This is a genomic window from Klebsiella sp. K5-306 (assembly GCF_051835185.1).
Lineage (GTDB): Bacteria > Pseudomonadota > Gammaproteobacteria > Enterobacterales > Enterobacteriaceae > Klebsiella > Klebsiella oxytoca.
The window spans coordinates 16,330-43,324 of the sequence record NZ_JAIFJY010000017.1 but is presented as its reverse complement, the minus strand read 5'-3'; the positions used below and the strand labels follow the sequence as shown (position 1 = coordinate 43,324).

Here is a 26,995-nt window from a genome sequence, read left to right as displayed (position 1 = left end):
TCTGAACAATCATTTATTTCTTAAGCGGTAAAAGAGATGAGACGGATTGAGGTCATACTGGGGGAACTGGAGCGATTAACTCGCGGGCTGAATCTTGCGGATCTGGAACAGGAAACGGCATTTACGGCGGAAGCCATCGGCTTTAACCTCGGGCTTGCGCGCAACTCGGTCAGCAAAGATCTCAATCAATTATGGAACGACGGCCTGGTGATTAAGAGCAAAGGACGCCCCGTGTTCTTTTGGCACCGCCAGGCAATGGAAACGCTGCTGGGGCGCAGACTGAATGATACCGAATGTGAAGTGCGTACGGTTGCCGACCTTCTGCCGCATCAGGAAGGTTGCTCAACGGATGATCCCTTCAGCAGCCTGATTGGCTACGATCGCAGCCTCCGTGATGCGGTAGAAAAAGGCCGCGCAGCGGTGCTTTATCCTCACGGGCTCCATGTATTGCTGACCGGCCCCTCCGGGGTAGGTAAAACTTTCTTTGCCGAACTGATGCACCGTTTTGCCTGCGAGCATGCGGCGGGTTCCCCCCCGCCGCTGGTCTACTTTAACTGCGCCGAGTATGCGCATAACCCGGAGCTGCTCTCTTCGCATTTGTTCGGCCATCGACAGGGCGCATTTACCGGCGCCAGTGAGAATAAAGCCGGTCTGGTGGAGCAGGCGGACGGCGGATATCTGCTGCTTGATGAGGTGCACCGTCTGCCGTATGAAGGACAGGAAAAACTCTTCTCCATTCTCGACAAAGGCCAATATCGCCCGCTCGGTTCAAGCGCCACGGCGCGGTCGATCACGGTACGCTTGATTTGCGCCACCACCGAACCGGTCAGCTCAGCGCTGCTGCGAACCTTCCAGAGGCGCATCCAGGTCTGTATCGATCTCCCCGGGATCCGTCAGCGCTCGGTGGAAGAACAGGTGGAACTTATTGTCGGTTTTCTCCAGCGCGAGAGCCGCAAAATTGAGCGTACGGTCAGTATCGACAAAACGCTGTTGCTCTGGCTGCTGAATAAACCGCTGGAAGGCAATATCGGCCAGCTCAAAAGCGATATCCAGTTTCTTTGCGCCCAGGCGTGGGCTGCGGGAATGACCGAGCATAACGACACGCTCCGGCTGGATAAACGGCTGGTAGAAGTGCCGTTCAACGCCACCCCGGAACAGCGTCTGCTGATCGATACCTTGTTTGACGGCCAGGATCGGCTAAGCGTTGATGCGCGCACGTTACCCGCATTGAAAACCTCTCTGGCGACAGGAGCGGAGATCGAAGAAAGCGATCTGTTTTACAGCTTCCTGACCCGCGAATACGTCAACCTGCGCAACAGCAACGTCCCACCGGCTGAAACGCTGGCGATCCTCAAAAACAAACTCAGTTCCATCTTCGAATATGGCCTCTACAGCCGCGACAGCGTGGCCCATCCGCCGCGCTATGGCGATCGGATTGAAGAGCGGGTGACCCTGCTGATTGGCTGTGTGGAACAGGTGCTGGGCTTTACGCTGCCAGAAAACCTGATGAATCCGCTGCGTAAACACTTTCTGGCGCTAATTGGCTACGTGCAGCGCGGGCTGATCCCGCAGCTCTACTCCTCCAGCCTGATCCTCGACCGCTGCAAAGACGAGTATGAAAACGCGACTCTACTGTGCCGGAAAATCAACGAACTGCTGCATATTCAGTGCCCGGCGACGGAGGTCGTCTGGCTCTGTCTGTTCCTGAAAGAGTGTCGCCATTATCGCCAGCGGATCGACGCCAGTCCCGACTGCGGCGTCATTTTAATCGCCCACGGCGCGACGACGGCGACCAGTCAGGCGCAGTACGTCAACCGGGTACTGGAGCGCGAGCTGTTCAGCGCCATCGATATGCCCTTTGAGCAGTCGGTGCATGACACGCTGGAAACGCTAACCCAGCGGATCCAGACCCAACGCTACCGGCGGCTGATTCTGATGGTGGATATCGGCTCGCTGGTGCATTTTGGCAGCACCATCAGCAAGCTATTCAAGATTGACGTCCTGTTAATGCCCAATATTACGCTGACCAGTCTGCTGGAGCTGGGTCTGGATTTAAGCTATGAAACCAGCGAGCTACCGCAGCTGGCGGAATTACTGCAGAGTAAAAATATCCCCTGTCAGCTCTGTACTCCGCAGCAGGAGAACGGCGGTAAGGTGCTGGTGATCTCCTGCATTACCGGCATGGGAACCGCAGAGAAAATCAAAAAAGTGCTGGAGGAAAGTTTTGGCGAGCTGATGTCGCAGGATACGCGAATGGTGATCCTTGATTACAACGAGGTTCGCAGCCTGGAGCGCGTTCAGCAGTCGCTGCTGGCCGGTGAGCGACTGGCGGGGATTGTCGGCACCTTCCAGCCGGGGCTGCCGGACATTCCGTTTATCTCACTTGAAGAGCTGTTCTCCGAGCAGGGGCCGGAACTGGTGCTCAGCCTGCTCACGCCGGACCTATCAAGCAGTGAGCGCCGTCTGGAGATGGAGCGCAGCGCGATGCGCTTCATCAGCGCGCTGACCATGGAAAGTATCATCAACCATATTTCGGTACTCAATCCCCAGCGCATTCTCAAAGAAATGGAGGGCGTGTTTAACCATTTAACCACCTCGCTTTCGCTGAAACCCAGCCGCCAGGTGACACTGCGCTTCCTGATCCACTGCTGTTGCATGGTCGAGCGTATCGTGATTAACCGGAAACCGTTACAGATGTCGCTGGAGAGCCAGCCCGCGCTGGACGTCCGCGCGTTTAGTGTCATTAAATCCGCCTTCCAGCCGATCGAAGAGGCTTATGCCATTCGTTTATCCGACGCGGAATATTTTTATATCTACGAACTGCTATATCGCTGATCCCTTAACTGGCGTGGCTTTACGCCGCGCCTGCCCCTCTTCTCCCCCCATGTGACACAAATTCTGGCACAGCCTTTGCTCTTATTACGTATGTCAACGTAATAGCGCCAGGAGGCCATTTTGATTACCACTGAACCTTTGTCCCAGATCCTGCTGCTGACCCATGGCGGCTGGGGACAACAACTCTGCAACAGCCTGTGCATGGTGACGGGCGAAATTAAAGGCGTAACGGAAATCGCCCTGATGCCCGTCGATACATTGGGCGAGTTTTATCAGCGCGTAGAAGCTGTCGTGAAAACCCTGCCCGAAGGCTCGCTTATTCTGACCGATTTTATTGGCGGGACCACCTCTAACGTGGCCGCGCGGCTAAGCGCCGATTATCCGGTGGCGGTGATTTCCGGACTGAATGCCTCGCTGCTGCTGGAGGCCCTGGACAAGCGGGAACAGGGGCCGCTATCCGCCTGCGTAGCTGAATTGGTCGAAGCCGCGCGCAGCAGCTGTCTGGACGTTGTCGCCCACGTGCGTCAATTACAACAATCACAATAAGGAAAAAATATCATGGCTAACATCGTGTTATGTCGCATCGACAGCCGCCTCATTCATGGACAAGTGGTGACGAAGTGGGTCGGACAATCCCAGGCCAACCGGATTGCGGTAGTGAGTGATGAGCTGGATGCCGATCCGTTTATGAAAAATATCTATCTGATGGCGGCACCGCCAAACATCAAAGTGGATTGCTACAGCAATCAGAGCTTTGCCGCATCGTGGAAAGAAAACCAGCTTGGCGACGGCAGCGTGCTGGTGCTGTTCCCCTCTCTCGCGGCGATTCAGGAGGCCGTACAGCTCGGGTTTGATGTTTCCGCCATTCAGGTTGGCGGCTTAGGCGGCGGGCCGAACCGCAAGGTCGTTTTCCAGAACATCACGTTGGATGAAAAAGACGTTGGCATTCTTCACGACCTGAAAAGTCGAGGGATTAAGGCGGTCTTCCAGACTATCCCGGAAGATAAGCCGCAGTCGCTGGACGATATCCTGAAAAAATTCTAATCCTCTGATAACAGGGTAAATAATTATGGATACTTTAGTCTTTGCAAGCCTGATGGGATTGTATTACTGGTTTGCCCGCTTACGCCTTGGCTACACCTTCTCCGCCATGCTGCTTCAACCCGTGGTGATCGCCGTTTTTGTCGGCCTGCTGTTGGGCAACATGGAAACAGCGATGATTATTGGCGCTGGCATGCAGCTGGTTTACCTCGGCGTGACCTCAACGCCCGGCGGTAACGTGCCGTCAGATCCGGCGCTGGCCGCCTGCATCTCGATTCCTATTGCCGTAAAAGCCGGAATGGATCCGAACCTGGCCATCGCGCTGGCCATCCCGTTTGGCGTGATCGGCGTATTCCTTGACCAGCTCAGACGCACGCTGAACGCCGCGTGGGTCCATATGGCGGATAAACACGCGGAAACGGCCAACATGGGCGGCATTATGCGCTGCGCGTTCCTCTACCCGGCGTTGCTCGGCCTGGTGCTGCGTTTCCCGGTAGTGTTTGCTGCCAACTATTTTGGCCAGGACGTGGTGGAAAGTTTCCTCAAGCTGATGCCGCACTGGTTGACTCACTCCTTTGAAATTATGGGCGGCATTCTGCCGGCGCTGGGCTTTGCCATCACCATCATGGTGATCGGTAAGAAGAGCCTGCTGCCGTGGTTTATCGGCGGATTCTTTGCGGTGCTTTACCTGAAGGTGGACATCATGGCGATGGCAATCTTTGGTACCTGCGTGGCCTTCCTGATTAAGGGCCTGGCGAAAAATGAAGGAGCAGCATGATGAGCAGCGATGTAATGCAGCATGAACTGGTGGAGCGCGCGCGGGAGAACGGCACGCTGACCAAAGCGGACATCACCAAAGCCTGGTTTATTTACTGGCTGGGCGCGGAAGTTTCCAGCTCCTATGAGCGTTTACAAAGCCTGATTTTCTGCGCCTCAATGACGCCGATTATCAAAAAACTCTACCCGCAAAAAGAAGAGCAGGTGGAGGCGCTAAAACGCCATCTGAACTTCTTCAACTCTGAGCAGACCTTTGGCGCGGTGATTCAGGGGATCTCGATTGCGATGGAGGAGCAGAAAACCCGCGGTGAACCGATTAGCGACGCGTCTATCACCGGGATTAAGACCGGGCTGATGGGGCCGCTGGCCGGAATGGGGGACTCGATCATCTGGGCGGCCGTCATGCCGTTGCTGATTGCAATTTTCATCCCGTTCGCCGCCAGCGGCAGCGCGATGGGCGGTATTGTGCCTTTAATTCTCTATCCGGCCATTACGCTGGCGATCAGCTACGGCATGGTGCACAAAGGCTACACCCTGGGACGCGACTCAATCATCGGCCTGCTCCAGGGAGGGCGAATTAAGGAGCTTATCTATGGCGCGAACGTGCTGGGCCTGATTATGATGGGCGCGCTCTCCGCAAGCTACGTCAAAATAACGACTCCCTTAAAGCTCAGCGCGCTGAAGGGCTCGGAGGTGGTGGTCCAGCAAATCCTCGACTCTATCGCGCCCGGCCTGTTGCCGCTGGCGGCGGTGTTTGCCATCTACTTCTATCTGGTGAAGAAAGGGCCGCGCTACACCACCATTCTGCTGTCAATTGTCGCGCTCAGCGTGGTCTGTTCGCTGCTGGGAGTGTTGTAAACCATGACGCAGAATATCTATCAACAGTTGGGTTTAAAACAGGTGATTAACGCCTGCGGCAAAATGACAATTCTGGGCGTTTCCAGCGTGGCGCCGGAGGTGATGCAGGCAACGGCGCGGGCGGCATCGGCCTTTGTGGAAATCGACAGGCTGGTAGACCGCACCGGCGAGCGGGTCTCCCGCTTTACCGGTGCGGAGGACAGCTATATCACCTCCTGCGCCTCGGCGGGAATCGCCATCGCCGTGGCCGCCGCGATTACCCATGGCGACCAGGCGCGAGTGATGCAGATGCCGGACAGTCGCGGTATGGCCAACGAAGTCGTCATGCTCCGCGGGCATAACGTCGATTACGGCGCGCCCATCACCAGCGCGATTCGCTTAGGCGGTGGGCGCGTCGTGGAGGTCGGTTCAAGCAATCTGGCGGCGCGCTGGCAGCTGGAGAGCGCGATCTCTACCAGTACTGCCGCCCTGCTGTATGTGAAATCACACCACTGCGTGCAAAAAGGGATGTTGAGTATCGAGGATTTCGTGCAGGTCGCACAGACTCACAACCTGCCGCTGATTGTTGATGCCGCCGCCGAGGAGGATTTACGCGTCTGGGCGGCAAGCGGAGCGGACATGGTTATCTATAGCGGGGCAAAAGCGTTTAACGCGCCCACCTCCGGATTCATCACCGGGAAAAAACAGTGGATAGCGGCGTGTAAGGCGCAGCATCACGGTATTGCCCGGGCGATGAAAATCGGCAAGGAGAATATGGTCGGTCTGGTTTATGCGCTGGAACACTATCATCAGGGGCAGAAGGTGGTCACTGCCGAGGAACTCCTGCCCGTCGCGAAAGCGATCTCAGCGATAAACGGCTTACAAGCCGATATTGAGCAGGATGAAGCCGGACGCGCTATCTGGCGTATCCGCATTCAGGTGAATGCCCAGGCGCTGGGCCTGGATGCCCGCGAAGTCGAAGCACAGCTGCGCAATGGCGATATCGCCATTTACGCCCGGCGCTATAACCTCCATCAGGGGGTTTTTAGTCTGGACCCACGAACGGTGGCTGAAGGGGAGATGGCCCTGATCGTGGCGCGCTTAAAGGAGATTGCAAACCATGCAGCAAATTAATTTTTATCGCCAACGAGTGGCAATTAACGTACTGGCGAAAGATATCGCTAACGCCCGGGAAATTTATGATGCCGCCGAAGGCCATGCGGCGATTGGCGTCCTCTCTGCACAATTTGCCTCCGTAGAAGAAGGTGTTCAGGAGGTAAAACGCTGGATGGCGGAGATACCCTCCATCTCCGTAGGCCTGGGCGCCGGCGATCCTGCGCAGTATTACAAAGCGGCGATGATCGCGTCAGCGCTTCACCCGGCGCATGTTAATCAGACCTTTACCGGCTGCGGGTTTGCCGCAGGGGCGCTGGCAGCTACGGGCGGGCAGCAGACCTGCATTAACGCGCTGGTCAGCCCAACGGGAACCCCTGGCGAGGTTCTTATCTCCACCGGCGTCAGCAGCTGTCAGGGTACGCCGGCACGCGTCTCCTGCGATGCGGCGGTACGCATGATGCAGGACATGGGGGCCCATGCGGCGAAGTTTTTCCCCATGGGCGGCGAAAAGTCGTTACCGGAGCTGTATATGCTGGCGACCACGGCAGCTCGTAACGGGATGACGTTAATCGAACCAACCGGCGGAATCGATCTCGATAACTTTGGCATTATTTTGCAAAGCTGCCTGGAAGCAGGCGTACCTCGCGTGATGCCTCATGTTTACAGCTCGATAATCGACCCGCAAACCGGCAATACCCGGCCAGAAGATATCCGCAGATTAATGGATATCGTGAAAGCCGTGGTCTGAATAAAAAACACCAGGCCGTAGCCCAGGCAGGCAAGCCATCACCAACGGAGAATGTCCCGGAGGCGGCGCTGGCGCGCCATGTCCGGGCTACCAGCCCTCAGACGACGGTGAACCTGTAGCCCGGCTAAGCGTAGCGCGAGCCGGGAGATTTCTCAAAATTTAAGCCTGCCCGACGTACAAATAAATCGCCAGGAAGTGGCACACGCTGCCGCCCAGCACAAAGCCGTGCCAGATAGCGTGGTTGTACGGAATACGCTTACAAACGTAGAAAATAACCCCCAGCGAATAGACGACCCCGCCCACCGCAAGCAGCGTCACGCCGCCAATCGCCAGCTTAATCGCCAGCTGATAAACGACGATCAGCGACAGCCAGCCCATAGTCAGATAGGTCACTAAAGAGAGGATCTTAAAACGATGCGCAATCGTCAGCTTAAACAGGATCCCCAGCAGCGCCAGGCTCCAGATGACGATCATCAGCCCGCGCGAGAGCGGCGAATTTAGCCCCACCAGCAGAAACGGCGTGTAGGTTCCGGCAATCAGCAGGTAGATGGCGCAGTGGTCGAATTTTTTTAGCCACAGCTTAGCCCGCTGATGCGGAATCGCGTGATAGAGGGTCGAGGCGAGGAACAGCAAAATCATGCTGCCGCCGTACAGACTGTAGCTGGTGATAGCCGTTGCGCCGGCGTTGCTATCTACCGCCTGCACCAACAACAGCACCAGACCAACGATACCGAACACCAGCCCGATCCCGTGACTGATGCTGTTGGCAACTTCCTCTGCCAGAGAATATCCCTGTGTGATTAACGATTTGCGAACCATATTTGACTCCGAAAACCCGTACGCTTTCAATGCACACTTAGGTTAACTGAGAATGATTCCAGTGAACACCTGTTCGCTAAAATAAAAAGGTGAATATTTATGAACAGTATAAAATCAAAAGCTTACATAAAAATTTCAACTAACAGACGTTCACTATTTTATTAAAGCTTTTCGAATTCAATAACATAAAACTGCTTTTCTTCAGGATAGATCTCCGCAATCACCTCACGCAGCTGCGCCAGCGTCATGTTTTCCTGCTGCGCATGCAGTTCGGTCAGCGTATCCAGCGTTACCGTTGAGGTGGCCACCACGCGAATAGTGCAAAAATAGCCGTCATCTTCATAGCGGCCAACGCGCAGCACATCGCCCATTTTAAAGTGCGATTCAGCAGCATCGCGGATGGTAATCGTTTTGCGTCCGGCGAGAATGTCGTCCTGAAAACGCTGAAAAAAGGTTATGTCATTTGGCTGCATGATATCATTCCGTCCTGGTCATTATGAATTGTGAGTTTGCCACTGTGAGTATCTTCTCCCACGCCGCTATCGCCAGTCTCAATAATCTTGAGATTATGGTCTATCACTACGTCATTAAAAATCGCGACAAAGTGATGTACATGACCATCCGCGAGCTGGCGGAAGCGGCCGGAGTCTCCACGACTACCGTTCTGCGCTTCTGCCGCAAGCTGCAGTGCGAAGGCTACTCGGAGTTTCGCGTACGCTTTAAATTATATCTGGAGCAGAATGAGCCTCAACAGGCAAATATCGGCGCCAGCGAAATAATGAGCTTTTTTAAAAGCATCAATAACGATGAATTTGACCAACTGCTCGAGCAGGCGGTTGATATTATACTCGCTTCGGAAAGAATTATTTTCGTCGGCGCCGGCACCTCCGGCGCGCTGGCAAAATATGGCGCACGTTTCTTTTCTAACGTCGGAAAATTCAGCAATCATATCGACGATCCTTATTTTCCGGTGACCAATGATATGGCGCGTAATGCTCTGGCTATTGTGCTGTCGGTCTCCGGTGAAACCGAAGAAATCCTGCGCTTTGCCAGCCAGTTCAGCCTGCATCGCTGTAAAGTGATGTCCATCACCAGCCACGAGCACTCGCGGCTGGCAAAGCTCGCCGACTTCAATCTCTCCTGGCACGTTCCGCAAACGCGCATCGGCGGCGTCTACGATATTACCACGCAGATCCCGGTTATTTATATTCTGGAAACGTTAGGCCGTAAATTAGCGCGCAAACTCGTCTGAAAATAACAGGGTGTTTTTCCGATGTAACAAATTCCATTTCAGGCAAATTGTTATATCGTGACATTTATATTCCCTTTGTTAGACTCGCAGCCAACAGCCATTATGACGAGATGAGCAAAGATGAAAAAAATCCCTTTACCAAAAGACTTTTTATGGGGCGGTGCGGTCGCCGCACATCAGGTTGAAGGCGGCTGGAATAAAGACGGCAAAGGCCCGAGCATCTGCGACGTGCTAACCGGCGGCGCGCACGGCGTACCGCGTGAGATAACCCAGCAGGTCGAGCCGGGTAAATACTACCCCAACCACGAAGCCATCGACTTCCACGGCCGCTATAAAGAAGACATCAAGCTGTTCGCCGAGATGGGCTTCAAGTGCTTCCGTACTTCCATCGCCTGGACGCGCATCTTTCCGCAAGGCGACGAAACCCAGCCAAATGAAGAAGGGCTAAAATTTTACGATGACATGTTCGATGAACTGCTGAAGTACAACATCGAGCCGGTTATCACCCTCTCCCACTTTGAGATGCCGCTGCATCTTGTTCAGCAGTACGGCGGCTGGACCAACCGCAAAGTGGTCGATTTCTTTGTGCGTTTTGCCGAAACGGTCTTCGAGCGCTATAAGCACAAAGTGAAATACTGGATGACCTTCAACGAGATCAACAACCAGCGTAACTGGCGCGCGCCGCTGTTTGGCTACTGCTGCTCCGGCGTAGTCTATACCGAACATGAAAACCCGGAAGAGACCATGTACCAGGTGCTGCATCATCAATTCGTCGCCAGCGCGCTGGCGGTGAAAGCGGCGCGTCAAATCAACCCGGAAATGCAGGTTGGCTGCATGCTGGCGATGGTTCCTCTCTATCCGTACTCCTGTAAGCCGGAAGATGTGATGTTTGCGCAGGAATCGATGCGTGAACGCTACGTCTTTACCGACGTACAGCTGCGCGGCTACTACCCGAGCTACGTCCTGAACGAGTGGGAACGCCGCGGTTTCAATATCAAAATGGATGAAGGCGATGCGCAAATCCTGCGTGAAGGCACCTGTGCGTATCTCGGTTTCAGCTACTACATGACCAACGCGGTGAGAGCGGAAGGCGGCACCGGCGACGCAATTTCCGGCTTTGAAGGCAGCGTGCCCAATCCGCATGTCAAAGCCTCCGACTGGGGATGGCAAATTGACCCGGTTGGCCTGCGCTATGCGCTGTGCGAACTGTATGAACGCTATCAGAAACCGCTGTTCATCGTCGAAAACGGCTTTGGCGCGTACGATAAAGTAGAAGAAGACGGCAGCATCAACGACGACTACCGCATCGACTATCTTCGCGCTCACGTTGAAGAGATGATCAAAGCGGTGACCTACGATGGCGTTGAACTCATGGGCTACACCCCGTGGGGCTGCATCGACTGCGTCTCCTTCACAACCGGTCAGTACAGCAAGCGCTACGGCTTCATCTACGTCAACAAGCATGACGACGGCACCGGGGATATGTCCCGCTCGCGCAAAAAGAGCTTTAACTGGTACAAAGAGGTTATCGCCAGCAACGGCGAGAAACTGTAATCATCTTGCCCCTCCCCTCGGGAGGGGCAAAACTTCCCACAAAACAGACACTTCTTTACAGCATTAGCGTTGCTTACGCGCCCTCAACCGATAAGATAAACCGCAACAATCGTTGAGCTGCTGACGTTTACTCAGTGAATCAACGCCGCACGCTGCCGGCCGTTACGGCGCATTACAATGTAGAAAAATGATGCTTAAAGTCTTCAGACAGCTCCTGACATGGATCCTGATTGTTGCCGCCGTCAGTCTGACGGTGGATTATCTACGCAGGCCCGCACTGCCGCAGAATTTCTCCAGCATGCCGCTGCAAACGCTTGATGGCCGAACGGTCGATCTGGCGGCAATGAGCCAGGAGCGTCCCTTATTGCTATACGTCTGGGCAACCTGGTGCAGCGTATGCCGCTATACCACCCCGTCGGTGGCTGCTTTAGCCGACGATGGCGGTAATGTTATGACGGTAGCGTTACGTTCGGGCGATAAGGCCACCCTGGCGCGCTGGCTGGCGCATAAAAAAATAGCGCTGCCGACGATCAATGACGCCAGCGGTCAGCTATCCCAAGGGTGGGAGGTACAGGTCACGCCGACCCTTATCGTTATCTCGCGCGGCGAGGTGAAGTCAGTCACCACCGGCTGGACCAGCAACTGGGGAATGCGCCTGCGGCTATGGCTGGCGTCATAGCGTATTTCCCTGCTCGCGCTGCGCTTAGCAGGGCTACCCGTTCGCTGCGATATACCGATTTTGTTCCCTGGGCAAGGCGTTAGCCGCGCCCCGGGAAATGGATTGCCTGCTATCTCCCGCCCGCCAGCTCGAGGAAGCTGCCGGTAACGTAGGAGGCCTTATCACTCAGTAGCCAGACGATCGCCTGCGCCACCTCTTCCGGCTGCCCGCCGCGCTGCATGGGCAGCATCGACTTGACGCGATCCACGCGTCCCGGCTCGCCGCCGCTGGCGTGCATATCGGTATAGATTAATCCGGGGCGCACGCCGTTAACCCGAATGCCCTGCGCCGCGACCTCCAGCGACAATCCGGTGGTCAGGGAATCAACCGCGCCTTTTGAAGCGGCATAATCCACGTACTCTCCCGGCGCCCCGAGGCGCGATGCTGCGGATGAAACATTCACAATCGCCCCACCTTTACCGCCATGCTTGTGCGACATCCGCTTTACCGCCTCCCGGCAGCAAAGGAAGTAGCCGGTAACATTGGTGGCCAGCACCCGGTTAATTCGCTCGGCGCAAAGGCTTTCAATCGTCCCCTGGGTAAATAAAATCCCGGCGTTATTGACCAGCGCGGAAAGCGGTTCACCGAGGCGGTCGATAGCGGCGAACATCTCCATCACCTGCGCTTCATCGCTGACGTCCGCCCGGAGCGCAACGGCGTTGCCGCCGCAGGCGCGAATCTCATTCACCACGTCGGTCGCGGCAGCGCTATTCTGATGGTAATTCACTACCACGGTATAGCCTTCCTGCGCCAGCAGCAGCGCCGTTGCTTTACCTATTCCGCGGCTACCGCCCGTCACCAATGCTATCGTCATACCATTCTCCCAAAAAATAAAGGCGCCGCAGCGCCTTTAAAAAATAGCCTAATCAGCAGATTACTGATATTCACTCATCGGTACGCAGGAGCAGAACAGATTGCGGTCGCCGTAAACATCGTCCAGACGCTTAACGGTCGGCCAGTATTTATTGTTCAGCCCGGCCGGGAACACCGCCAGTTCACGAGCGTACGGATGGTTCCACTCGCTCACCAGTTCACCCTGAGTATGCGGCGCATTCACCAGCGGGTTATCCTCCAGCGGCCACTCGCCGGCTTTCACGCGGTCGATCTCGCCGCGAATCGCCAGCATCGCATCGATAAAGCGGTCCAGCTCCACTTTGCTTTCCGATTCGGTCGGTTCCACCATCAGCGTGCCGGCGACCGGGAAGGACATGGTAGGGGCGTGGAAACCATAATCGATCAGTCGCTTAGCGATATCCAGCTCGCTGATGCCGGTCTCTTCTTTCAGCGGACGAATATCCAGAATGCATTCGTGCGCCACGCGACCGTCACGGCCAGTATACAGCACCGGGAACGCGTTTTTCAGACGGGTAGCAATGTAGTTGGCGTTCAGAATCGCCATCTGGCTTGCCTGTTTTAGCCCTTCTGCGCCCATCATCCGGATATACATCCAGCTGATCGGCAGAATGGAGGCGCTGCCGAACGGCGCGGCGGAAACTGCGCCCTGACGGGTCAGCATGCCTTCAATTTGCACCACGCTGTGGCCCGGTACAAACGGCGCCAGGTGCGATTTGACGCCGATAGGTCCCATCCCCGGACCGCCGCCGCCGTGCGGAATGCAGAAGGTTTTATGCAGGTTAAGGTGCGAGACGTCCGCGCCGATAAAGCCCGGAGAGGTAATGCCGACCTGGGCGTTCATATTGGCGCCGTCAAGGTAAACCTGGCCGCCAAACTGATGCACCACTTCACACACTTCGCGGATGGTCTCTTCGTAGACGCCGTGGGTGGAAGGATAGGTGACCATGATGCAGGAGAGGTTCGCCGCATACTGCTCGGCTTTGGCCCGCAGATCCGCCAGGTCGATATTGCCGTTTTTATCGCAGGCGACCACCACCACCTGCATCCCCGCCATCTGCGCGGAAGCCGGGTTAGTACCGTGTGCGGAGCTTGGGATCAGGCAAATATCGCGATGCCCTTCGTTACGGCTCTCGTGGTAATGGCGAATCGCCAGCAGGCCCGCGTATTCACCCTGCGCGCCGGAGTTCGGCTGCATGCATACCGCATCATAGCCGGTCAGCTTAACCAGCCAGTCGGAGAGCTGAGCGATCATCTGGTGATAGCCTTCGGCCTGATCGACCGGGCAGAACGGATGCAGTTCGGCAAATTCCGGCCAGGTGATAGGGATCATCTCGGCGGCGGCATTCAGCTTCATCGTGCAGGAGCCCAGCGGGATCATCGCCTGGTTCAGCGCCAGATCCTTACGCTCCAGCGCGTGCATATAGCGCATCATCTCGGTTTCGCTGTGATAGCGGTTGAACACCGGATGAGTGAGGATCGCATCGTCGCGCAGCATGCTGGCCGGGATTGAACGGCTGTCCAGAGCCACGTCTTTATCCAGAGCGTCGATATCCAGGCCACGATCGTCGCCAACGATAGCGTGGAACAGGTTCAGAACGTCTTCACGAGTGGTGGCTTCGTCGAGCGTGATCCCGACGGCGTGATGAATATCGCTACGCAGGTTGATCTGCAGCGCTTCCGCCCGCGCCAGCACAGCCGCTTTATCAGCCACTTCCACGCACAGGGTGTCAAAGTAGTGCGCATGGCGGAGCTTGAGGCCTTTTTTCTGCAGACCTGCGGCCAGAATATCGGTCAGGCGATGAATGCGGCTGGCGATACGCTTCAGGCCGGCCGGGCCGTGGAACACGGCGTACAGGCTGGCAATATTAGCCAGCAGTACCTGGGAGGTACAGATATTGGAGTTCGCTTTCTCGCGGCGGATATGCTGCTCGCGGGTCTGCATCGCCATGCGGAGCGCGGTATTGCCCGCCGCATCTTTCGATACGCCGATAATACGGCCCGGCATGGAACGTTTGAATTCATCTTTTGCGGCAAAAAACGCCGCGTGCGGGCCGCCGTAGCCCATAGGTACGCCGAAGCGCTGGGCGGAGCCAAACACAATGTCCGCGCCCTGCTTGCCCGGAGCCGTCAGCAGAACCAGCGCCATAAAATCGGCTGCGACGCTGACAATCACTTTGCGCGCTTTCAGATCAGCAATCAGTTTGCTGTAATCATGAACCTCGCCGGTCGTCCCTACCTGCTGCAGCAGCACGCCGAAGACGTCCTGATGGTCGAGGGCTTTCTCCGCATCATCGACAATCACATCGAAACCAAAGGTTTCCGCGCGGGTGCGCACCACGTCCAGCGTCTGCGGATGAACATCGGCGGCAACAAAGAAACGGTTAGCGTTTTTCAGTTTGCTCACGCGTTTGGCCATTGCCATCGCTTCCGCGGCGGCAGTGGCTTCGTCCAGCAGCGAGGCCGAAGCAATATCCAGACCGGTCAGGTCGAGCGTTACCTGCTGAAAGTTCAGCAGTGATTCCAGGCGACCCTGGGAAACCTCCGGCTGATAAGGCGTGTAGGCGGTATACCAGCCCGGGTTCTCCAGCATATTGCGCTGAATAACCGGAGGCAGCTGCACGGCGGTGTAACCCATGCCAATGTACGACTTGAAGCGCTTGTTACGACCGGCAATCGCCTTCAGCTCCGCCAGCGCGGCGAATTCTGTGGTTGCTTCACCCACCTGCGGCGGCGTCGCCAGCTGAATATCCTGCGGCACAATCTGGCCAATCAGGTCGTTAAGCGAATCGGCGCCAACGGTATTCAGCATCTCCTGCTGCTGTCGGGCGTCCGGGCCGATGTGACGTTCAATAAAGGCGTCACGGTTTTCAAGCTGGCCTAAAGTCTGGGTCATGAGCGATGGTTCCTGAACGTGCGGTGAATCGTGATTGTCTGACTGGTTTGCCCGGCGAGCACTGATGCTTACCGGGCCAGAATATGCAAAATCATTCGCGTTGCAGGAAGCCAACGCCACTGCTACGTGAAGGAAGATGCGTATTTATTCGTCTTCTAACAGAGCTTCGTATGCGGTCGCATCCAGCAGCGCGGCAACCTGAGCTTCATCGCTGGCTTTAATTTTAAAAATCCAGCCGCCGGTGTACGGCTCGCTGTTGACCAGCTCAGGTGAGTCGTTCAGCTCTTCATTGACGGCAACGATTTCGCCGCTAATTGGCGCGTAGATATCGGAAGCCGCCTTGACGGATTCGGCCACCGCGCAGTCGGCGCCCGCTTCAACGGCGGCGCCCACTTCAGGCAGGTCAACGAAAACCATATCGCCAAGCAGCTCCTGCGCGTGCTCGGTGATTCCGACGGTATAGGTACCGTCCGCTTCTTTACGCAGCCATTCGTGTTCTTTGCTGTATTTCAGTTCTGCTGGTACGTTGCTCATTAATTCATCTCCAAATGGGAAATCACACCACGGCTTTGCCGTTGCGTACAAAAACGGGTTTCGTCACTTTGACCGGCATTTCGCGGTTGCGAATCTGCACCACGGCGGTTTCACCGATGCCTTCCGGTACGCGCGCCAGGGCAATACTGTAGCCCAGCGTCGGGGAGAAGGTCCCGCTGGTGATAATGCCTTCTTTCTGATTGCCCTCGGCATCGCTGAAGCGTACCGGCAGGCCGCCGCGCAGAACGCCTTTCTCGGTCATCACCAGACCGACCAGCTGTTCGGAGCCTTTTTCACGCTGGAGTTCCAGCGCCTCACGCCCGATAAAGTCACGGTCAGCAGGCTCCCAGGCAATGGTCCAGCCCATGTTAGCCGCCAGCGGAGAGACGCCTTCGTCCATCTCCTGGCCATAAAGATTCATTCCCGCTTCCAGACGCAGCGTATCGCGCGCGCCAAGGCCGCACGGCTTAACGCCCGCGTCCAGCAGGCCGCGCCAGAAATCCACCGCCTGCTCGTTCGGCAGCGCGATTTCATAACCCGCTTCGCCGGTATAGCCGGTGGTTGCAATAAACAGATCGCCCGCCTGCACGCCAAAGAAAGGCTTCATGCCTTCTACAGCCTGGCGCTGCGCGTCGGTAAACAGCGTCGCCGCTTTCTCTTTTGCCTTTGGACCTTGTACAGCGATCAGGGAAAGATCGTCACGCACGGTCATTTCAAGACCATAGGATTCAGACTGCTGGGTGATCCAGGCGAGGTCTTTTTCACGGGTGGCGGAGTTAACAACGAGGCGGAAATAATCTTCAGAAAGGAAATAAACAATCAGGTCGTCAATGACGCCGCCAGAGGCGGTCAGCATGCCGCTATAGAGCGCTTTGCCCGGGACGGTGAGCTTCGCCACGTCGTTAGCCAGCAAATAGCGCAGGAACTCGCGAATTCGGCTGCCGTGAAAATCAACGATGGTCATGTGCGACACATCGAACATTCCGGCATCACCGCGCACCGCATGGTGCTCATCGATCTGGGATCCGTAATGCAGCGGCATCATCCAGCCATGGAAATCCACCATGCGCGCGCCGCATAGCGTGTGTTGTTCAAACAACGGAGTCTGTTGAGCCATCTTTTCCTCATCGAATAAAACGGAACCAGCCACTATTTTTGCCAATATTGCGCCACGAAACGCGCCGCCAGCATCGCAAACGGATGCCGACGCAAACGTTCTCTTTGGCCTGAACTTACCACCGATATCCGCACTAAACCATAAGCCCGGTCAGGACATCACATTAGCTTATGACCAAAATCACCCGAAGAGGCTACAGAATTTTTACCTACAAAAAAGCGATTAAGCCCGCACAAAAACAAACAACAGCGTTAAAAAAGCAGAGCATGATGATATTTTCTGCGAAAAGATGAGCCTAATTTCTATAACAAAAAAAAGGTGACATTAATAAAACTAATGCGAAAAAAGAGGTGAAATTAGATTATTTCAAATGAGAGGGAAAACCCGGCGCGCAGGCCGGGAGAGAGAAGTGTGACGTACTTAACGTAACCAGGCCGGGAGATCGTTTAGCCCCATTGCTTGTCGAATAAGCTGCGGCTTCACGCCAGGGAGAGTATCCGCCAGCTTGAGTCCAATATCGCGCAGCAGCTTTTTCGCCGGATGGCTGCCGGAGAACATGTCGCGGAAGCCCTGCATCCCCGCGAGCATCACCGCAGCGCTGTGCTTGCGGCTGCGCTCATAGCGACGCAGATAGAGATGCTGGCCGATGTCCTTGCCCTGCGCATGCAGGCGCTTCAGCTCATCAATCAGTTCGGCGGCATCCATAAAGCCAAGATTAACGCCCTGCCCCGCCAGCGGATGAATGGTATGGGCGGCATCGCCAACCAGCGCCAGACGGTGGGCGGCAAACTGCCGCGCGTAGCGGCCGGTGAGCGGAAAAACCTGACGTTCGCTCTCTACGGAACACAAACCCAGACGGTTATCGAAGGCAATATTCAGCGCCTGATTAAAAGCGGCCTCGTCTGCCTGCCGCATTCGTTCCGCCTCTTCAGGAGACAACGACCAGACAATAGAACAGAGATGAGGATCGCTTAACGGCAGGAACGCCAGAATACCATCGCCGTGAAATACCTGACGCGCCACCGCTTCGTGCGGCTCTTCGGTGCGAATAGTGGCAACCAGCGCATGATGTTGATAATCCCAAAAGGTCAGCGGGATATCGGCTTTATTACGCAACCACGAATTGGCGCCATCGGCGCCAACCACCAGCCGGGCGGTTAACATGCTGCCGTCCTGCAGGCTAAGAAAGGCCTCATTCTCGCCCCACGCGACCTGCTGCAGCTGCGCCGGGGCCAGTAGCGTGACGTCAGCACAGCGCTGCGCTTTTTGCCACAGAGCATGATGCACCACGGCGTTTTCAATAATATGCCCAAGGTGGCTAAAGCCCATGCTCTGGTCATCAAAGCTGATACGGCCAAAACTGTCTTTGTCCCACACTTCCATACCGTGGTAGCAGCTGGCGCGCCGGGCGACTATGTCCTCCCAGACGCCCAGTTTGTTCAGCAGCTTCTCGCTGGCGGCATTAATTGCCGACACCCGCAGCGCCGGCGGCGCATCCGCGCTTAACGGCTGCGGCGCGGCCTGCTCCAGCACGGCGACGCGCAATCCACTGCCCTGCAAACCACAGGCAACCGCCAGCCCCACCATTCCACCGCCAACAATAGCGACATCAACACTTTGCACGTTTCACTCCTTAACGGGGGACCCAACCGAGGGTACGCTGCGCCAGCGCATCGCGCGCCGGGGTAAATAATTCCATCGCCATCAGGCCTGCATTGCGCCCCGCCACCAGCGGCGCCCAGCGATTGGCGAACAGATGCACCAGCCCATCGGTCACACCGACGGTGGCGGCTTTATCTGCGGCGCGGCGGGCCTGATAGCGACTCAGTAGCGAATAGCCACCCGGATCCTCTCCTTCGGCATGCGTCTGCGCCAGCATTTCCGCCAGGCTCATCACGTCGCGCAGGCCAAGGTTAAAACCCTGTCCGGCAATAGGATGCAGCGTTTGCGCCGCATTGCCGACCAGCGCCAGACGATGGGCAATGGTGCGGGTAGCTCGGGTGAGCGAGAGCGGATACGCGCTGCGCTTGCCTGCCTGGACGATCCGGCCAAGACGCCAGCCGAATGCCTGCTGAAGTTCATGACAGAAGCGTTCGTCCGACCAGCTCAGGACCTCTTCTTGCCGCGACTGCGGATGACACCACACCAGGGAGCAGCGGCCCTGCGACATGGGCAGCATCGCCAGCGGACCGTGTTGGGTAAAACGCTCGAAGGCGCGCCCGTTGTGCGGCACAGCGGTACTGACGTTGGCAATAATCGCCAGCTGTTCATAGGGCTCTTGCTGCCAGCTGATACCGCAGCGGGCCCCGAGCGTTGAGCGCGAGCCATCGGCCGCGACCAGGAGTTTGCCACTCAGCGTATTACCGTTGTCCAGAACCAGGCTTACGCTCTCTTCGCTGCGGCTAACATTTTCCACTTTTGCCGGACAGTGTAGCGTCACGCCCGGTGCTTTACGCAGCTGGGCAAACAAGCGTTGGCCGACGTCGTGCAGCTCAACCACCTGACCCAGCGCCGCCAGCCCATAGTCCTTAGCCTCGAGCGTCACAAACCCCGCGTGACCGCGATCGCTGACGTGAACGCGCTGAATAGCCGTGGCGCGGTCGGCAATTTCCTGCCAGATATCAACGCGAGCCAGCTGCTGACAGGTGCCGGCAGCAAGTGCGATTGCCCGGGCGTCAAAGCCCGGATGCCGGGCAGATTCCGGCGCTGTTGCTTCAATCAGGTGCACCGGCAGCTTACCGCCGGTCAGACGAGATATTGCCAGCGCCAGCGTCGCGCCGGTCATTCCGCCGCCAACGATCAGTACGCTCATAGCTGGCGCGCCGCCGCCATCAGCGCCTCGATATCATCCGCTTTTTTCACTACGCCAGCGGTGAGGTTTTCATTACCGTCTTCGGTAATGACGATGTCGTCTTCAATACGAATGCCGATGCCGCGGTACTGGGCCGGGACGTCGGCATCCATCGCGATATACAGCCCCGGTTCCACGGTCAGCACCATTCCCGGTTCGAGAATACGCGAGCGGTCGACGTCATAGTTGCCGACATCATGTACGTCGAGCCCCAGCCAGTGGCTCAGGCCATGCATAAAGAAAGGACGATGAGCGTTATTAGCAATTAGCTCATCAATTTCACCTTTCAGGATCCCCAAACGCACCAGGCCGGTAATCATGATCCGCACTACCTGCTGATTAACCTCGTTAATGGAGGTGCCGGGGCGATAAAGCTTCAGCGAGGTTTCCAGAGACTCAAGAACGATATCGTAAATCTCGCGCTGCGCCGGGCTAAACTTGCCGTTTACCGGGAAGGTTCGGGTGATATCGCCCGCATAGCCGCGGTATTCGCAGCCTGCGTCAATCAGCACCAGATCGCCATCGCGCAGTTCGCTTTCGTTTTCGGTGTAGTGCAGGATGCAGCCATTTTCGCCGCTGCCCACGATGGTGTTGTAAGAGGGATAGCGCGCGCCGTGACGGTTGAACTCGTGGAGGATCTCGCCTTCCAGATGATATTCAAACATCCCCGGACGACATTTTTCCATGGCGCGGGTATGCGCAAGGGCGGAGATCTCGCCTGCGCGGCGCATCACCTCCAGCTCTTCCGCCGACTTAAACAGGCGCATCTCATGCACCATCGGCCGCCAGTCAATGACCGAGTTTGGCGCCTGCAGATTCTGCCGCACGCCTTTGCGCAGTTTTTCCAGCGCGTTGAACACGATTTCGTCGGCGTAGGCATATTCGCCCTGCGCAAAATAGATAGCATCGAGGCCGTTAAGGAGCTGGAACAGCTGCTGATTGATTTCACTAAATGCCAGCGCGCGATCGACGCCCAGCTTCTCAGGCGCGGCATCCTGCCCAAGGCGTCGGCCAAACCAGATTTCAGCAGTCAGATCGCGCACGCGGTTAAACAACACGCTGTGGTTATGCGTCTCATCGCTTTTAATCAATACCAGCAGCGCTTCAGGCTCATTAAAGCCGGTGAAGTACCAAAAATCGCTGCTCTGGCGGTAGGGATATTCCGAATCTGCGCTGCGTACCGCTTCCGGCGCGGCAAAAATTAACGCGGCGCTGCCTGGCTGCATCTGCGCCAGTAGAGCCTGGCGACGAGAGAGAAATTCCTGCTGAGTCATGACGCCCCCTGAACGATTTAATGATTAATTAGTGTAGCGTCGGTTTTTGCACTTCCGGCGCAGTGGGTTTCTGGAGAGAGAAAGTGTCGTGACACAGCAACGCGGCAACGCGTACGTATTCGATAATCTCTTCCAGAGACATTTCGAGCTCTTCCTGATCCTCGTCTTCGTCATACCCGAGCTGAGCAATATTGCGCAGATCGTCGATGGCTTCACCCGTTTCGTCTTTGACTTTATCCAACTTGGGCTGCGTTACGCCCAGCCCAAGCAGAAAATGGTTCACCCAACCCGCCAGCGCATCGGCGCGATCGAACACGCTCACCTCATCGCCATCCGGGAGGTAGAGCTGGAATAAGAAGCCGTCGTCCTCCAGCGAATCACTGGTGGCGGAATGCATGTTACGCAGCGACTGCGCCAGCTCATGCCCAAAAGCCAGGCCTTCGTTGGTCAGGTCGTGCACCAACGGCTGCCAGCTGCTGTCTTTATTGCCGCCGCACAGGATCCCGCTGATCAGACCGTGCATTTCGGCAGGGGTTAATCCTACCCCTTGTTGGTTCAGTAACTGGTCTACAGCGTTGTAACCAGGCATTTCGTTCTGTATAGACATGCGCATTCGTCATCGTTGGGAGGAATATTCATGATATGCTACCACTTTGGACCCTGGTGAACCAGAATAGGGCTTGTATCTTAGAACCAGGGTAGCTATAGTGTCGCCCCTTCGCAGACCCTCCCAGGGCGTGAAGGCCGCGCAGTCAATCAGCAGGAAGGTGGCATGTCTGCACAACCCGTAGATCTCCAAATTTTTGGCCGTTCACTGCGAGTGAATTGCCCGCCTGAACAAAGGGATGCCCTGAACCAGGCAGCTGACGACCTGAATCAGCGGTTGCAAGATTTAAAAGAACGCACTAGAGTCACAAATACTGAGCAGCTGGTCTTCATCGCCGCGTTGAACATCAGCTATGAGTTGACTCAGGAAAAAGCGAAAACCCGCGACTACGCCGCCAGCATGGAACAGCGTATTCGGATGCTTCAGCAGACCATCGAGCAAGCATTGCTTGAGCAAGGTCGCATAAGCGAAAGACCCGGGCAGAAGTTTGAATAACACTTTGCATTTAACTGTGTTAGAGTAATCGCAAGAACAAAATTTCTCTGAGATGTTTGCAAGCGGGCCAGTCCCCTGAGCCGATATTTCATACCACAAGAATGTGGCGCTCCACGGTTGGTGAGCATGCTCGGTCCGTCCGAGAAGCCTTAAAACTGTGACGACACATTCACCTTGAACCAAGGGTTCAAGGGTTACAGCCTGCGGCGGCATCTCGGAGATTCCCTTCCTTTCGTTTTATCCCCCATAAGTTAATTTTCGGCTTTTACCGTCGTGTATTAGACTACGCCTGTTTGTATCGTTTGCTCACCGATGAGACTCAGGTATGACCCTATTGCCAGATGCCCCCTATACCAGACAGCAAATTCGCCAGCAGATCCGCCAGCGCCGACGCGCGTTAACGCCGGAGCAGCAAACGCAGTTCGCCCTCCAGGCGGCGGACAGAATGATGGCTTATCCGCCGGTTCTGCTCGCGCAGACGGTCGCGGTATTTCTTTCGTTTGATGGCGAGCTGGATACGCTGCCGCTTATTGACCAGCTCTGGCGGGCAGGCAAACGGGTTTATCTCCCCGTGCTTCATCCGTTCAGCCCCGGCAATCTTCTGTTTCTGCACTACCACCCAAGCAGCGAGCTGGTGGTGAATCGTCTGAAAATCCGCGAACCGAAACTCGACGTGCGCGATGTCCTCCCACTTAGCCAGCTGGATGTGCTGGTAACGCCGCTGGTAGCATTTGATGCCGCCGGACAGCGCCTGGGTATGGGCGGCGGATTTTACGACCGGACGCTGCAAAACTGGCGGCAGCATCGCCTGCAGCCGGTCGGCTACGCGCATGATTGCCAGCAGGTCGACGCGCTGCCAACGGAGCAGTGGGATATCCCGCTGCCAGCGGTCATCACGCCGTCAAAAACCTGGCTCTGGTAAAACGCCCGAACAATTGACATTGCTGTTTTTTTCACCTAAATTCCTGGGTAAAGGGTGAGGGAGGCGAACCTCCCTCCTGCATTCTCTCTGTTAATATGCTGGCCAGGCGATGATTAACAGGATAAGCAGCATGATGAAGAGTCTCATCATCGTCCCTTTCCTTTTAGAGCCCCTGCCTCGGTAGGGGCTTTCCCGTTTCAGCCCCACGCTGAGTCTTTATCGTAAATCCCTTTCTTTTAGGCACAACGACATCCGACGTTTTTAATCGCCGTTTGCGGCAAGACTCGCAAGCTTTGGGTGGCGACGGGAAATTGCAGAAGGGTCTAGCAGGAGAAAAGGGGCAGGTCGATGACCTGCCCGCTGGCATAAAAGGAGTTAGAACAGCAGACGGGCGCGGATGGTACCAGGAATAGCCTTCATCGCCTGCAGCGCAGCCTGCGCCACATCTTCTTCGGCTTCAATATCAATGACCACGTAGCCCATTTGCGGAGTGGTCTGCAGATACTGCGCCGCAATGTTAATGCCCTGCGCGGCGAAAATCTGGTTAATCGCGGTCAGAACGCCCGGACGGTTTTCATGGATATGCAGCAGACGGCGCCCGCCGTGCAGCGGCAGCGACACTTCCGGGAAGTTCACCGCAGAGAGCGTAGAACCGTTATCGGAGTATTTCGCCAGCTTGCCCGCCACTTCCAGACCGATGTTTTCCTGCGCTTCCTGAGTTGAGCCGCCAATATGCGGGGTCAGGATAACGTTGTCGAACTCACACAGCGGAGAGTTGAACGGATCGCTGTTGGTCGCCGGTTCGGTCGGGAACACGTCGATCGCCGCGCCCGCCAGGTGCTTGCTCGCCAGCGCATCGCACAGCGCCGGAATATCTACCACGGTACCGCGTGAGGCGTTGATCAGCAGCGCACCCGGTTTCATCAGCGCCAGCTCTTCCGCGCCAATCATATTCTTCGTTGAGGCATTTTCCGGAACGTGCAGGCTTACCACATCGCTCATGTTCAACAGATCGGAGAGATGCTGTACCTGAGTCGCGTTACCCAACGGCAGTTTGCTTTCAATATCGTAGAAATAGACGTGCATCCCCAACGATTCGGCAAGAATGCCCAGCTGCGTACCGATGTGACCATAGCCGATAATACCCAGCTTTTTGCCGCGTGCTTCAAAGCTGCCAACCGCCAGCTTGTTCCATACGCCGCGGTGCGCTTTGGCGTTTGCCGCCGGCACGCCGCGTAGCATGAGCAGCAGCTCGCCGATCACCAGCTCCGCAACGGAACGGGTATTAGAGAACGGGGCGTTAAATACCGGAATACCGCGTTTTGCCGCCGCATTTAAGTCAACCTGATTAGTACCGATACAGAAGCAGCCAACCGCAACCAGTTTTTCCGCCGCCGCGAAGATCTCTTCAGTCAGATGAGTACGGGAACGCAGGCCGATGAAATGGGCATCACAAATGGACGCTTTCAGCTCTTCGCTGTCCAGCGCGCCTTTGTGAAATTCGATATTGGTGTAGCCTGCTGCGCGGAGGCTGTCCACCGCTTTTTGATGCACACCTTCAACCAGCAGAAATTTAATTTTGTCTTTTTCCAGTGATACCTTAGCCATTTCCCCGTCCTGTTTTTGTCTTAACTGATGTCGTGCGGAACGAAAGTTCTTCTCAGCAACATATCAAAAAAAACTATTGCGGCAATATGAACGTTTGCGTCGACAACCTGAAGAAATATCAATCAGCGGGAAATAGCAGGACAAAACACCAGAAAGTAAAAGAAAGGTAGATTGTTACTAAGACAAGGCGCATAAATGTGACAGAAGTCACCAAAATAGGCCTGGAGAAAAAATATTTGCGAGGGAGCAATTCGCTCCCTCGGTTCAGACTATTTAGTGATAGTTTTTACACCATCAGCGGTGCCAATCAGCGCGACGTCCGCACCGCGATTCGCAAACAGGCCGACGGTCACGACGCCCGGAATACCGTTAATGGTATTTTCCAGCGCAATAGCGTCCAGGATTTCCAGACCATACACATCGAGGATCACGTTGCCGTTATCGGTCACGACGCCCTGGCGGTACTCCGGACGGCCGCCCAGCTTAACCAGCTGACGCGCCACGGCGCTGCGCGCCATCGGGATCACTTCCACCGGCAGCGGGAATTTACCCAGGATGTCCACCTGCTTGGAAGCATCAGCGATACAGATAAATTTGTCAGCGACCGAAGCGATAATCTTCTCGCGCGTCAGCGCCGCGCCGCCGCCTTTAATCATTTGCATATGGCCGTTGATTTCATCAGCGCCGTCGACATAGATGCCAAGACGGTCAACGCTGTTAAGATCAAAAACCGTAATACCGAGGCTTTTCAGTTTTTCAGTAGAGGCATCAGAGCTGGAAACCGCGCCTTCAATCTGACCTTTCATGGTGCCCAGCGCATCAATAAAATGCGCCGCCGTGGAGCCCGTGCCGACCCCAACGATGGTGCCCGGTTGTACATACTGCAATGCCGCCCAGCCTACTGCTTTTTTCAGTTCATCTTGCGTCATGATTATGGTCCGAGATGTGAATTCCTGTGGCGCATTATAGAACATCAGGGGGGTCATTGTCCCTGCGACGGCGATCACACAACGCAGTCGCCATTTTTTCATCTTCATCAAAAACAAATTTATGTCATAGTGCGAGTTAACGAAAAGTATTAGGGGGCACGCCAGAGCAATGAAACGACCGGACTACAGAACACTACAGGCGCTGGACGCGGTAATCAGGGAACGAGGGTTTGAGCGCGCCGCGCAGAAGCTTTGTATTACGCAGTCCGCCGTCTCTCAGCGCATCAAACAGCTGGAAAACATGTTTGGACAACCGCTGCTGGTACGCACCGTACCGCCGCGTCCCACCGAACAGGGGCAAAAGCTGCTGGCCCTGCTGCGCCAGGTTGAACTGCTGGAAGAGGAGTGGCTGGGCGATGAACAAACCGGCTCAACGCCGCTGCTGCTGTCGCTGGCGGTCAACGCCGACAGTCTCGCCACCTGGCTGTTGCCCGCGCTCTCCAGCGTGCTTTCCGACTCCCCTATTCGCCTGAACCTACAGGTGGAGGACGAGACCCGAACCCAGGAACGCCTGCGCCGCGGTGAAGTCGTCGGCGCGGTCAGTATCCAGCCGCAGGCGCTGCCAAGCTGCCTGGTCGATCAGCTCGGCGCCCTCGACTATCTGTTCGTCGCCTCAAAAGAGTTTGCCCAGCGCTATTTCCCCAATGGGGTGACCCGCTCGGCGCTGCTCAAAGCGCCGGTGGTGGCATTCGATCATCTCGATGATATGCACCAGGCCTTTTTACAGCAGAACTTCGATTTGCCGCCGGGCAGCGTTCCCTGCCATATCGTGAACTCTTCGGAAGCCTTTGTGCAGCTGGCCCGCCAGGGGACAACCTGCTGTATGATTCCGCATCTGCAAATTGAGCGAGAGCTGAACAGCGGCGAACTTATTAATCTCACGCCGGGCCTGTTCCAGCGTCGGATGCTCTACTGGCACCGTTTTGCGCCGGAAAGCCGTATGATGCGCCGGGTGACCGATGCGCTGATCGATTATGGCCATAAAGTGTTGAGACAAGATTAAGCCTCCCAGGCAGGTCGGCGCCGTCCGGCCTGCATGACCCACCTTCTTCTATTCATATCTTTGAAATTCATCACAAAATAGAACATTTCATGCGGCAAAAAACGACGCGCTGATGGCTATTTTTTGCTGGCGACAGAGCGTCTTAAAAGG

Annotated in this window: 25 protein-coding genes and 1 other RNA gene; 14 read left to right on the top strand and 12 right to left on the bottom strand. The window is 56.1% G+C overall.

Annotation, left to right across the window (positions count from 1 at the left end):
- Positions 1-36 precede the first annotated feature (36 nt).
- The 7 genes from dagR (at position 37) to dagF (ending at position 7,354) form a co-directional block, all read left to right on the top strand.
- Entirely contained in the window at positions 37-2,835 is a 2,799-nt protein-coding gene (dagR, locus tag K2184_RS22585; protein ID WP_023321613.1) for a transcriptional regulator DagR, read from the top strand.
- 120 nt (positions 2,836-2,955) lie between these two features.
- The gene (locus K2184_RS22580) at positions 2,956-3,381 is read left to right on the top strand and encodes a PTS sugar transporter subunit IIA (protein ID WP_004854067.1); all 426 of its coding nucleotides are present in this window, start codon (positions 2,956-2,958) and stop codon (positions 3,379-3,381) included.
- Positions 3,382-3,393: 12 nt separating this feature from the next.
- A complete protein-coding gene (locus tag K2184_RS22575) occupies positions 3,394-3,879 on the top strand; it encodes a PTS system mannose/fructose/N-acetylgalactosamine-transporter subunit IIB (RefSeq protein WP_004854068.1) in 486 nt (161 codons plus the stop codon).
- 25 nt (positions 3,880-3,904) lie between these two features.
- Positions 3,905-4,654 (top strand): PTS mannose/fructose/sorbose/N-acetylgalactosamine transporter subunit IIC, encoded by a 750-nt coding sequence (locus K2184_RS22570; protein ID WP_004124968.1) that lies wholly within the window; start codon positions 3,905-3,907, stop codon positions 4,652-4,654.
- Positions 4,651-5,511, top strand: coding sequence for a PTS system mannose/fructose/sorbose family transporter subunit IID (locus K2184_RS22565; RefSeq protein WP_014839507.1), 861 nt, complete (start codon positions 4,651-4,653; stop codon positions 5,509-5,511). The genes K2184_RS22570 and K2184_RS22565 overlap by 4 nt, the downstream gene beginning before the upstream one ends.
- A gap of 3 nt (positions 5,512-5,514) precedes the next feature.
- Positions 5,515-6,624 (top strand): D-glucosaminate-6-phosphate ammonia lyase, encoded by a 1,110-nt coding sequence (gene dgaE / locus K2184_RS22560; RefSeq protein WP_016809673.1) that lies wholly within the window; start codon positions 5,515-5,517, stop codon positions 6,622-6,624.
- Entirely contained in the window at positions 6,611-7,354 is a 744-nt protein-coding gene (gene dagF / locus K2184_RS22555; protein WP_016809672.1) for a 2-dehydro-3-deoxy-phosphogluconate aldolase, read from the top strand. The genes dgaE and dagF overlap by 14 nt, the downstream gene beginning before the upstream one ends.
- Before the next feature lie 159 nt (positions 7,355-7,513).
- Here the strand turns inward: dagF and trhA are convergent, their stop codons facing one another.
- Together trhA and yqfB are read right to left on the bottom strand one after the other, a co-directional pair.
- A complete protein-coding gene (gene trhA / locus K2184_RS22550) occupies positions 7,514-8,173 on the bottom strand; it encodes a PAQR family membrane homeostasis protein TrhA (protein WP_004105569.1) in 660 nt (219 codons plus the stop codon).
- A 161-nt stretch (positions 8,174-8,334) separates the two neighbouring features.
- Entirely contained in the window at positions 8,335-8,646 is a 312-nt protein-coding gene (yqfB, locus tag K2184_RS22545; RefSeq protein WP_004105571.1) for a N(4)-acetylcytidine aminohydrolase, read from the bottom strand.
- Between the two features lie 50 nt (positions 8,647-8,696).
- On the opposite strand from yqfB, the gene K2184_RS22540 reads away from it, so the two are divergent.
- The 3 genes from K2184_RS22540 to K2184_RS22530 all read left to right on the top strand — a co-directional run bounded on the left by K2184_RS22540 (position 8,697) and on the right by K2184_RS22530 (position 11,658).
- Positions 8,697-9,425 carry a MurR/RpiR family transcriptional regulator gene (locus K2184_RS22540; RefSeq protein ID WP_032705250.1) on the top strand — a complete coding sequence of 243 codons (729 nt, stop codon included), beginning with the start codon at positions 8,697-8,699 and terminating at the stop codon, positions 9,423-9,425.
- A 120-nt stretch (positions 9,426-9,545) separates the two neighbouring features.
- Positions 9,546-10,979 carry a 6-phospho-beta-glucosidase gene (locus tag K2184_RS22535; RefSeq protein ID WP_004105576.1) on the top strand — a complete coding sequence of 478 codons (1,434 nt, stop codon included), beginning with the start codon at positions 9,546-9,548 and terminating at the stop codon, positions 10,977-10,979.
- A gap of 187 nt (positions 10,980-11,166) precedes the next feature.
- Positions 11,167-11,658, top strand: coding sequence for a protein disulfide oxidoreductase (locus tag K2184_RS22530; protein ID WP_049128111.1), 492 nt, complete (start codon positions 11,167-11,169; stop codon positions 11,656-11,658).
- Positions 11,659-11,767: 109 nt separating this feature from the next.
- Here the strand turns inward: K2184_RS22530 and K2184_RS22525 are convergent, their stop codons facing one another.
- The 8 genes from K2184_RS22525 to K2184_RS22490 all read right to left on the bottom strand — a co-directional run bounded on the left by K2184_RS22525 (position 11,768) and on the right by K2184_RS22490 (position 21,828).
- On the bottom strand, positions 11,768-12,511 hold the full coding sequence (locus K2184_RS22525; protein WP_004105581.1) for an SDR family oxidoreductase: 744 nt from the start codon (positions 12,509-12,511) through the stop codon (positions 11,768-11,770).
- Between the two features lie 60 nt (positions 12,512-12,571).
- Positions 12,572-15,445, bottom strand: a complete 2,874-nt coding sequence (gene gcvP, locus K2184_RS22520; protein WP_023321616.1) for an aminomethyl-transferring glycine dehydrogenase — start codon at positions 15,443-15,445, stop codon at positions 12,572-12,574.
- Positions 15,446-15,589: 144 nt separating this feature from the next.
- Positions 15,590-15,979 (bottom strand): glycine cleavage system protein GcvH, encoded by a 390-nt coding sequence (gcvH, locus tag K2184_RS22515; RefSeq protein WP_004105585.1) that lies wholly within the window; start codon positions 15,977-15,979, stop codon positions 15,590-15,592.
- Between the two features lie 22 nt (positions 15,980-16,001).
- Positions 16,002-17,096 carry a glycine cleavage system aminomethyltransferase GcvT gene (gene gcvT, locus K2184_RS22510; RefSeq protein WP_049128108.1) on the bottom strand — a complete coding sequence of 365 codons (1,095 nt, stop codon included), beginning with the start codon at positions 17,094-17,096 and terminating at the stop codon, positions 16,002-16,004.
- Positions 17,097-17,516: 420 nt separating this feature from the next.
- Positions 17,517-18,719, bottom strand: coding sequence for an FAD-dependent 2-octaprenylphenol hydroxylase (gene ubiI / locus K2184_RS22505; RefSeq protein WP_064372035.1), 1,203 nt, complete (start codon positions 18,717-18,719; stop codon positions 17,517-17,519).
- A gap of 10 nt (positions 18,720-18,729) precedes the next feature.
- On the bottom strand, positions 18,730-19,908 hold the full coding sequence (ubiH, locus tag K2184_RS22500; protein WP_064372036.1) for a 2-octaprenyl-6-methoxyphenyl hydroxylase: 1,179 nt from the start codon (positions 19,906-19,908) through the stop codon (positions 18,730-18,732).
- A complete protein-coding gene (gene pepP, locus K2184_RS22495) occupies positions 19,905-21,221 on the bottom strand; it encodes a Xaa-Pro aminopeptidase (RefSeq protein ID WP_004105594.1) in 1,317 nt (438 codons plus the stop codon). Before pepP ends, ubiH begins: the two co-directional genes overlap by 4 nt.
- A gap of 28 nt (positions 21,222-21,249) precedes the next feature.
- The gene (locus K2184_RS22490) at positions 21,250-21,828 is read right to left on the bottom strand and encodes a YecA/YgfB family protein (RefSeq protein WP_016809851.1); all 579 of its coding nucleotides are present in this window, start codon (positions 21,826-21,828) and stop codon (positions 21,250-21,252) included.
- Positions 21,829-21,993: 165 nt separating this feature from the next.
- Between K2184_RS22490 and zapA the strand changes: the two genes are divergently transcribed.
- The 3 genes from zapA (at position 21,994) to K2184_RS22475 (ending at position 23,245) form a co-directional block, all read left to right on the top strand.
- Positions 21,994-22,323, top strand: a complete 330-nt coding sequence (gene zapA, locus K2184_RS22485) for a cell division protein ZapA (protein WP_004105598.1) — start codon at positions 21,994-21,996, stop codon at positions 22,321-22,323.
- A gap of 41 nt (positions 22,324-22,364) precedes the next feature.
- A non-coding RNA gene (gene ssrS / locus K2184_RS22480) (6S RNA) lies at positions 22,365-22,548 on the top strand.
- Between the two features lie 100 nt (positions 22,549-22,648).
- Positions 22,649-23,245 (top strand): 5-formyltetrahydrofolate cyclo-ligase, encoded by a 597-nt coding sequence (locus K2184_RS22475; RefSeq protein WP_016809852.1) that lies wholly within the window; start codon positions 22,649-22,651, stop codon positions 23,243-23,245.
- A 375-nt stretch (positions 23,246-23,620) separates the two neighbouring features.
- Here the strand turns inward: K2184_RS22475 and serA are convergent, their stop codons facing one another.
- Together serA and rpiA are read right to left on the bottom strand one after the other, a co-directional pair.
- Positions 23,621-24,853, bottom strand: coding sequence for a phosphoglycerate dehydrogenase (serA, locus tag K2184_RS22470; protein WP_064370306.1), 1,233 nt, complete (start codon positions 24,851-24,853; stop codon positions 23,621-23,623).
- A 269-nt stretch (positions 24,854-25,122) separates the two neighbouring features.
- The gene (rpiA, locus tag K2184_RS22465; RefSeq protein ID WP_004105606.1) at positions 25,123-25,782 is read right to left on the bottom strand and encodes a ribose-5-phosphate isomerase RpiA; all 660 of its coding nucleotides are present in this window, start codon (positions 25,780-25,782) and stop codon (positions 25,123-25,125) included.
- Between the two features lie 169 nt (positions 25,783-25,951).
- On the opposite strand from rpiA, the gene argP reads away from it, so the two are divergent.
- A complete protein-coding gene (argP, locus tag K2184_RS22460; RefSeq protein ID WP_004105608.1) occupies positions 25,952-26,845 on the top strand; it encodes a DNA-binding transcriptional regulator ArgP in 894 nt (297 codons plus the stop codon).
- Positions 26,846-26,995: the final 150 nt, after the last annotated feature.

Coding starts and splice junctions, on each gene's coding strand:
- dagR (WP_023321613.1), top strand. CDS start 37: ATGAGACGGATTGAGGTCATACTGGGGGAACTGGAGCGATTAACTCGC.
- K2184_RS22575 (WP_004854068.1), top strand. CDS start 3,394: ATGGCTAACATCGTGTTATGTCGCATCGACAGCCGCCTCATTCATGGA.
- K2184_RS22570 (WP_004124968.1), top strand. CDS start 3,905: ATGGATACTTTAGTCTTTGCAAGCCTGATGGGATTGTATTACTGGTTT.
- K2184_RS22565 (WP_014839507.1), top strand. CDS start 4,651: ATGATGAGCAGCGATGTAATGCAGCATGAACTGGTGGAGCGCGCGCGG.
- dgaE (WP_016809673.1), top strand. CDS start 5,515: ATGACGCAGAATATCTATCAACAGTTGGGTTTAAAACAGGTGATTAAC.
- dagF (WP_016809672.1), top strand. CDS start 6,611: ATGCAGCAAATTAATTTTTATCGCCAACGAGTGGCAATTAACGTACTG.
- trhA (WP_004105569.1), bottom strand. CDS start 8,173: ATGGTTCGCAAATCGTTAATCACACAGGGATATTCTCTGGCAGAGGAA.
- yqfB (WP_004105571.1), bottom strand. CDS start 8,646: ATGCAGCCAAATGACATAACCTTTTTTCAGCGTTTTCAGGACGACATT.
- K2184_RS22535 (WP_004105576.1), top strand. CDS start 9,546: ATGAAAAAAATCCCTTTACCAAAAGACTTTTTATGGGGCGGTGCGGTC.
- K2184_RS22530 (WP_049128111.1), top strand. CDS start 11,167: ATGATGCTTAAAGTCTTCAGACAGCTCCTGACATGGATCCTGATTGTT.
- K2184_RS22525 (WP_004105581.1), bottom strand. CDS start 12,511: ATGACGATAGCATTGGTGACGGGCGGTAGCCGCGGAATAGGTAAAGCA.
- gcvP (WP_023321616.1), bottom strand. CDS start 15,445: ATGACCCAGACTTTAGGCCAGCTTGAAAACCGTGACGCCTTTATTGAA.
- gcvH (WP_004105585.1), bottom strand. CDS start 15,979: ATGAGCAACGTACCAGCAGAACTGAAATACAGCAAAGAACACGAATGG.
- gcvT (WP_049128108.1), bottom strand. CDS start 17,096: ATGGCTCAACAGACTCCGTTGTTTGAACAACACACGCTATGCGGCGCG.
- ubiH (WP_064372036.1), bottom strand. CDS start 19,908: ATGAGCGTACTGATCGTTGGCGGCGGAATGACCGGCGCGACGCTGGCG.
- pepP (WP_004105594.1), bottom strand. CDS start 21,221: ATGACTCAGCAGGAATTTCTCTCTCGTCGCCAGGCTCTACTGGCGCAG.
- K2184_RS22490 (WP_016809851.1), bottom strand. CDS start 21,828: ATGTCTATACAGAACGAAATGCCTGGTTACAACGCTGTAGACCAGTTA.
- zapA (WP_004105598.1), top strand. CDS start 21,994: ATGTCTGCACAACCCGTAGATCTCCAAATTTTTGGCCGTTCACTGCGA.
- K2184_RS22475 (WP_016809852.1), top strand. CDS start 22,649: ATGACCCTATTGCCAGATGCCCCCTATACCAGACAGCAAATTCGCCAG.
- serA (WP_064370306.1), bottom strand. CDS start 24,853: ATGGCTAAGGTATCACTGGAAAAAGACAAAATTAAATTTCTGCTGGTT.
- rpiA (WP_004105606.1), bottom strand. CDS start 25,782: ATGACGCAAGATGAACTGAAAAAAGCAGTAGGCTGGGCGGCATTGCAG.
- argP (WP_004105608.1), top strand. CDS start 25,952: ATGAAACGACCGGACTACAGAACACTACAGGCGCTGGACGCGGTAATC.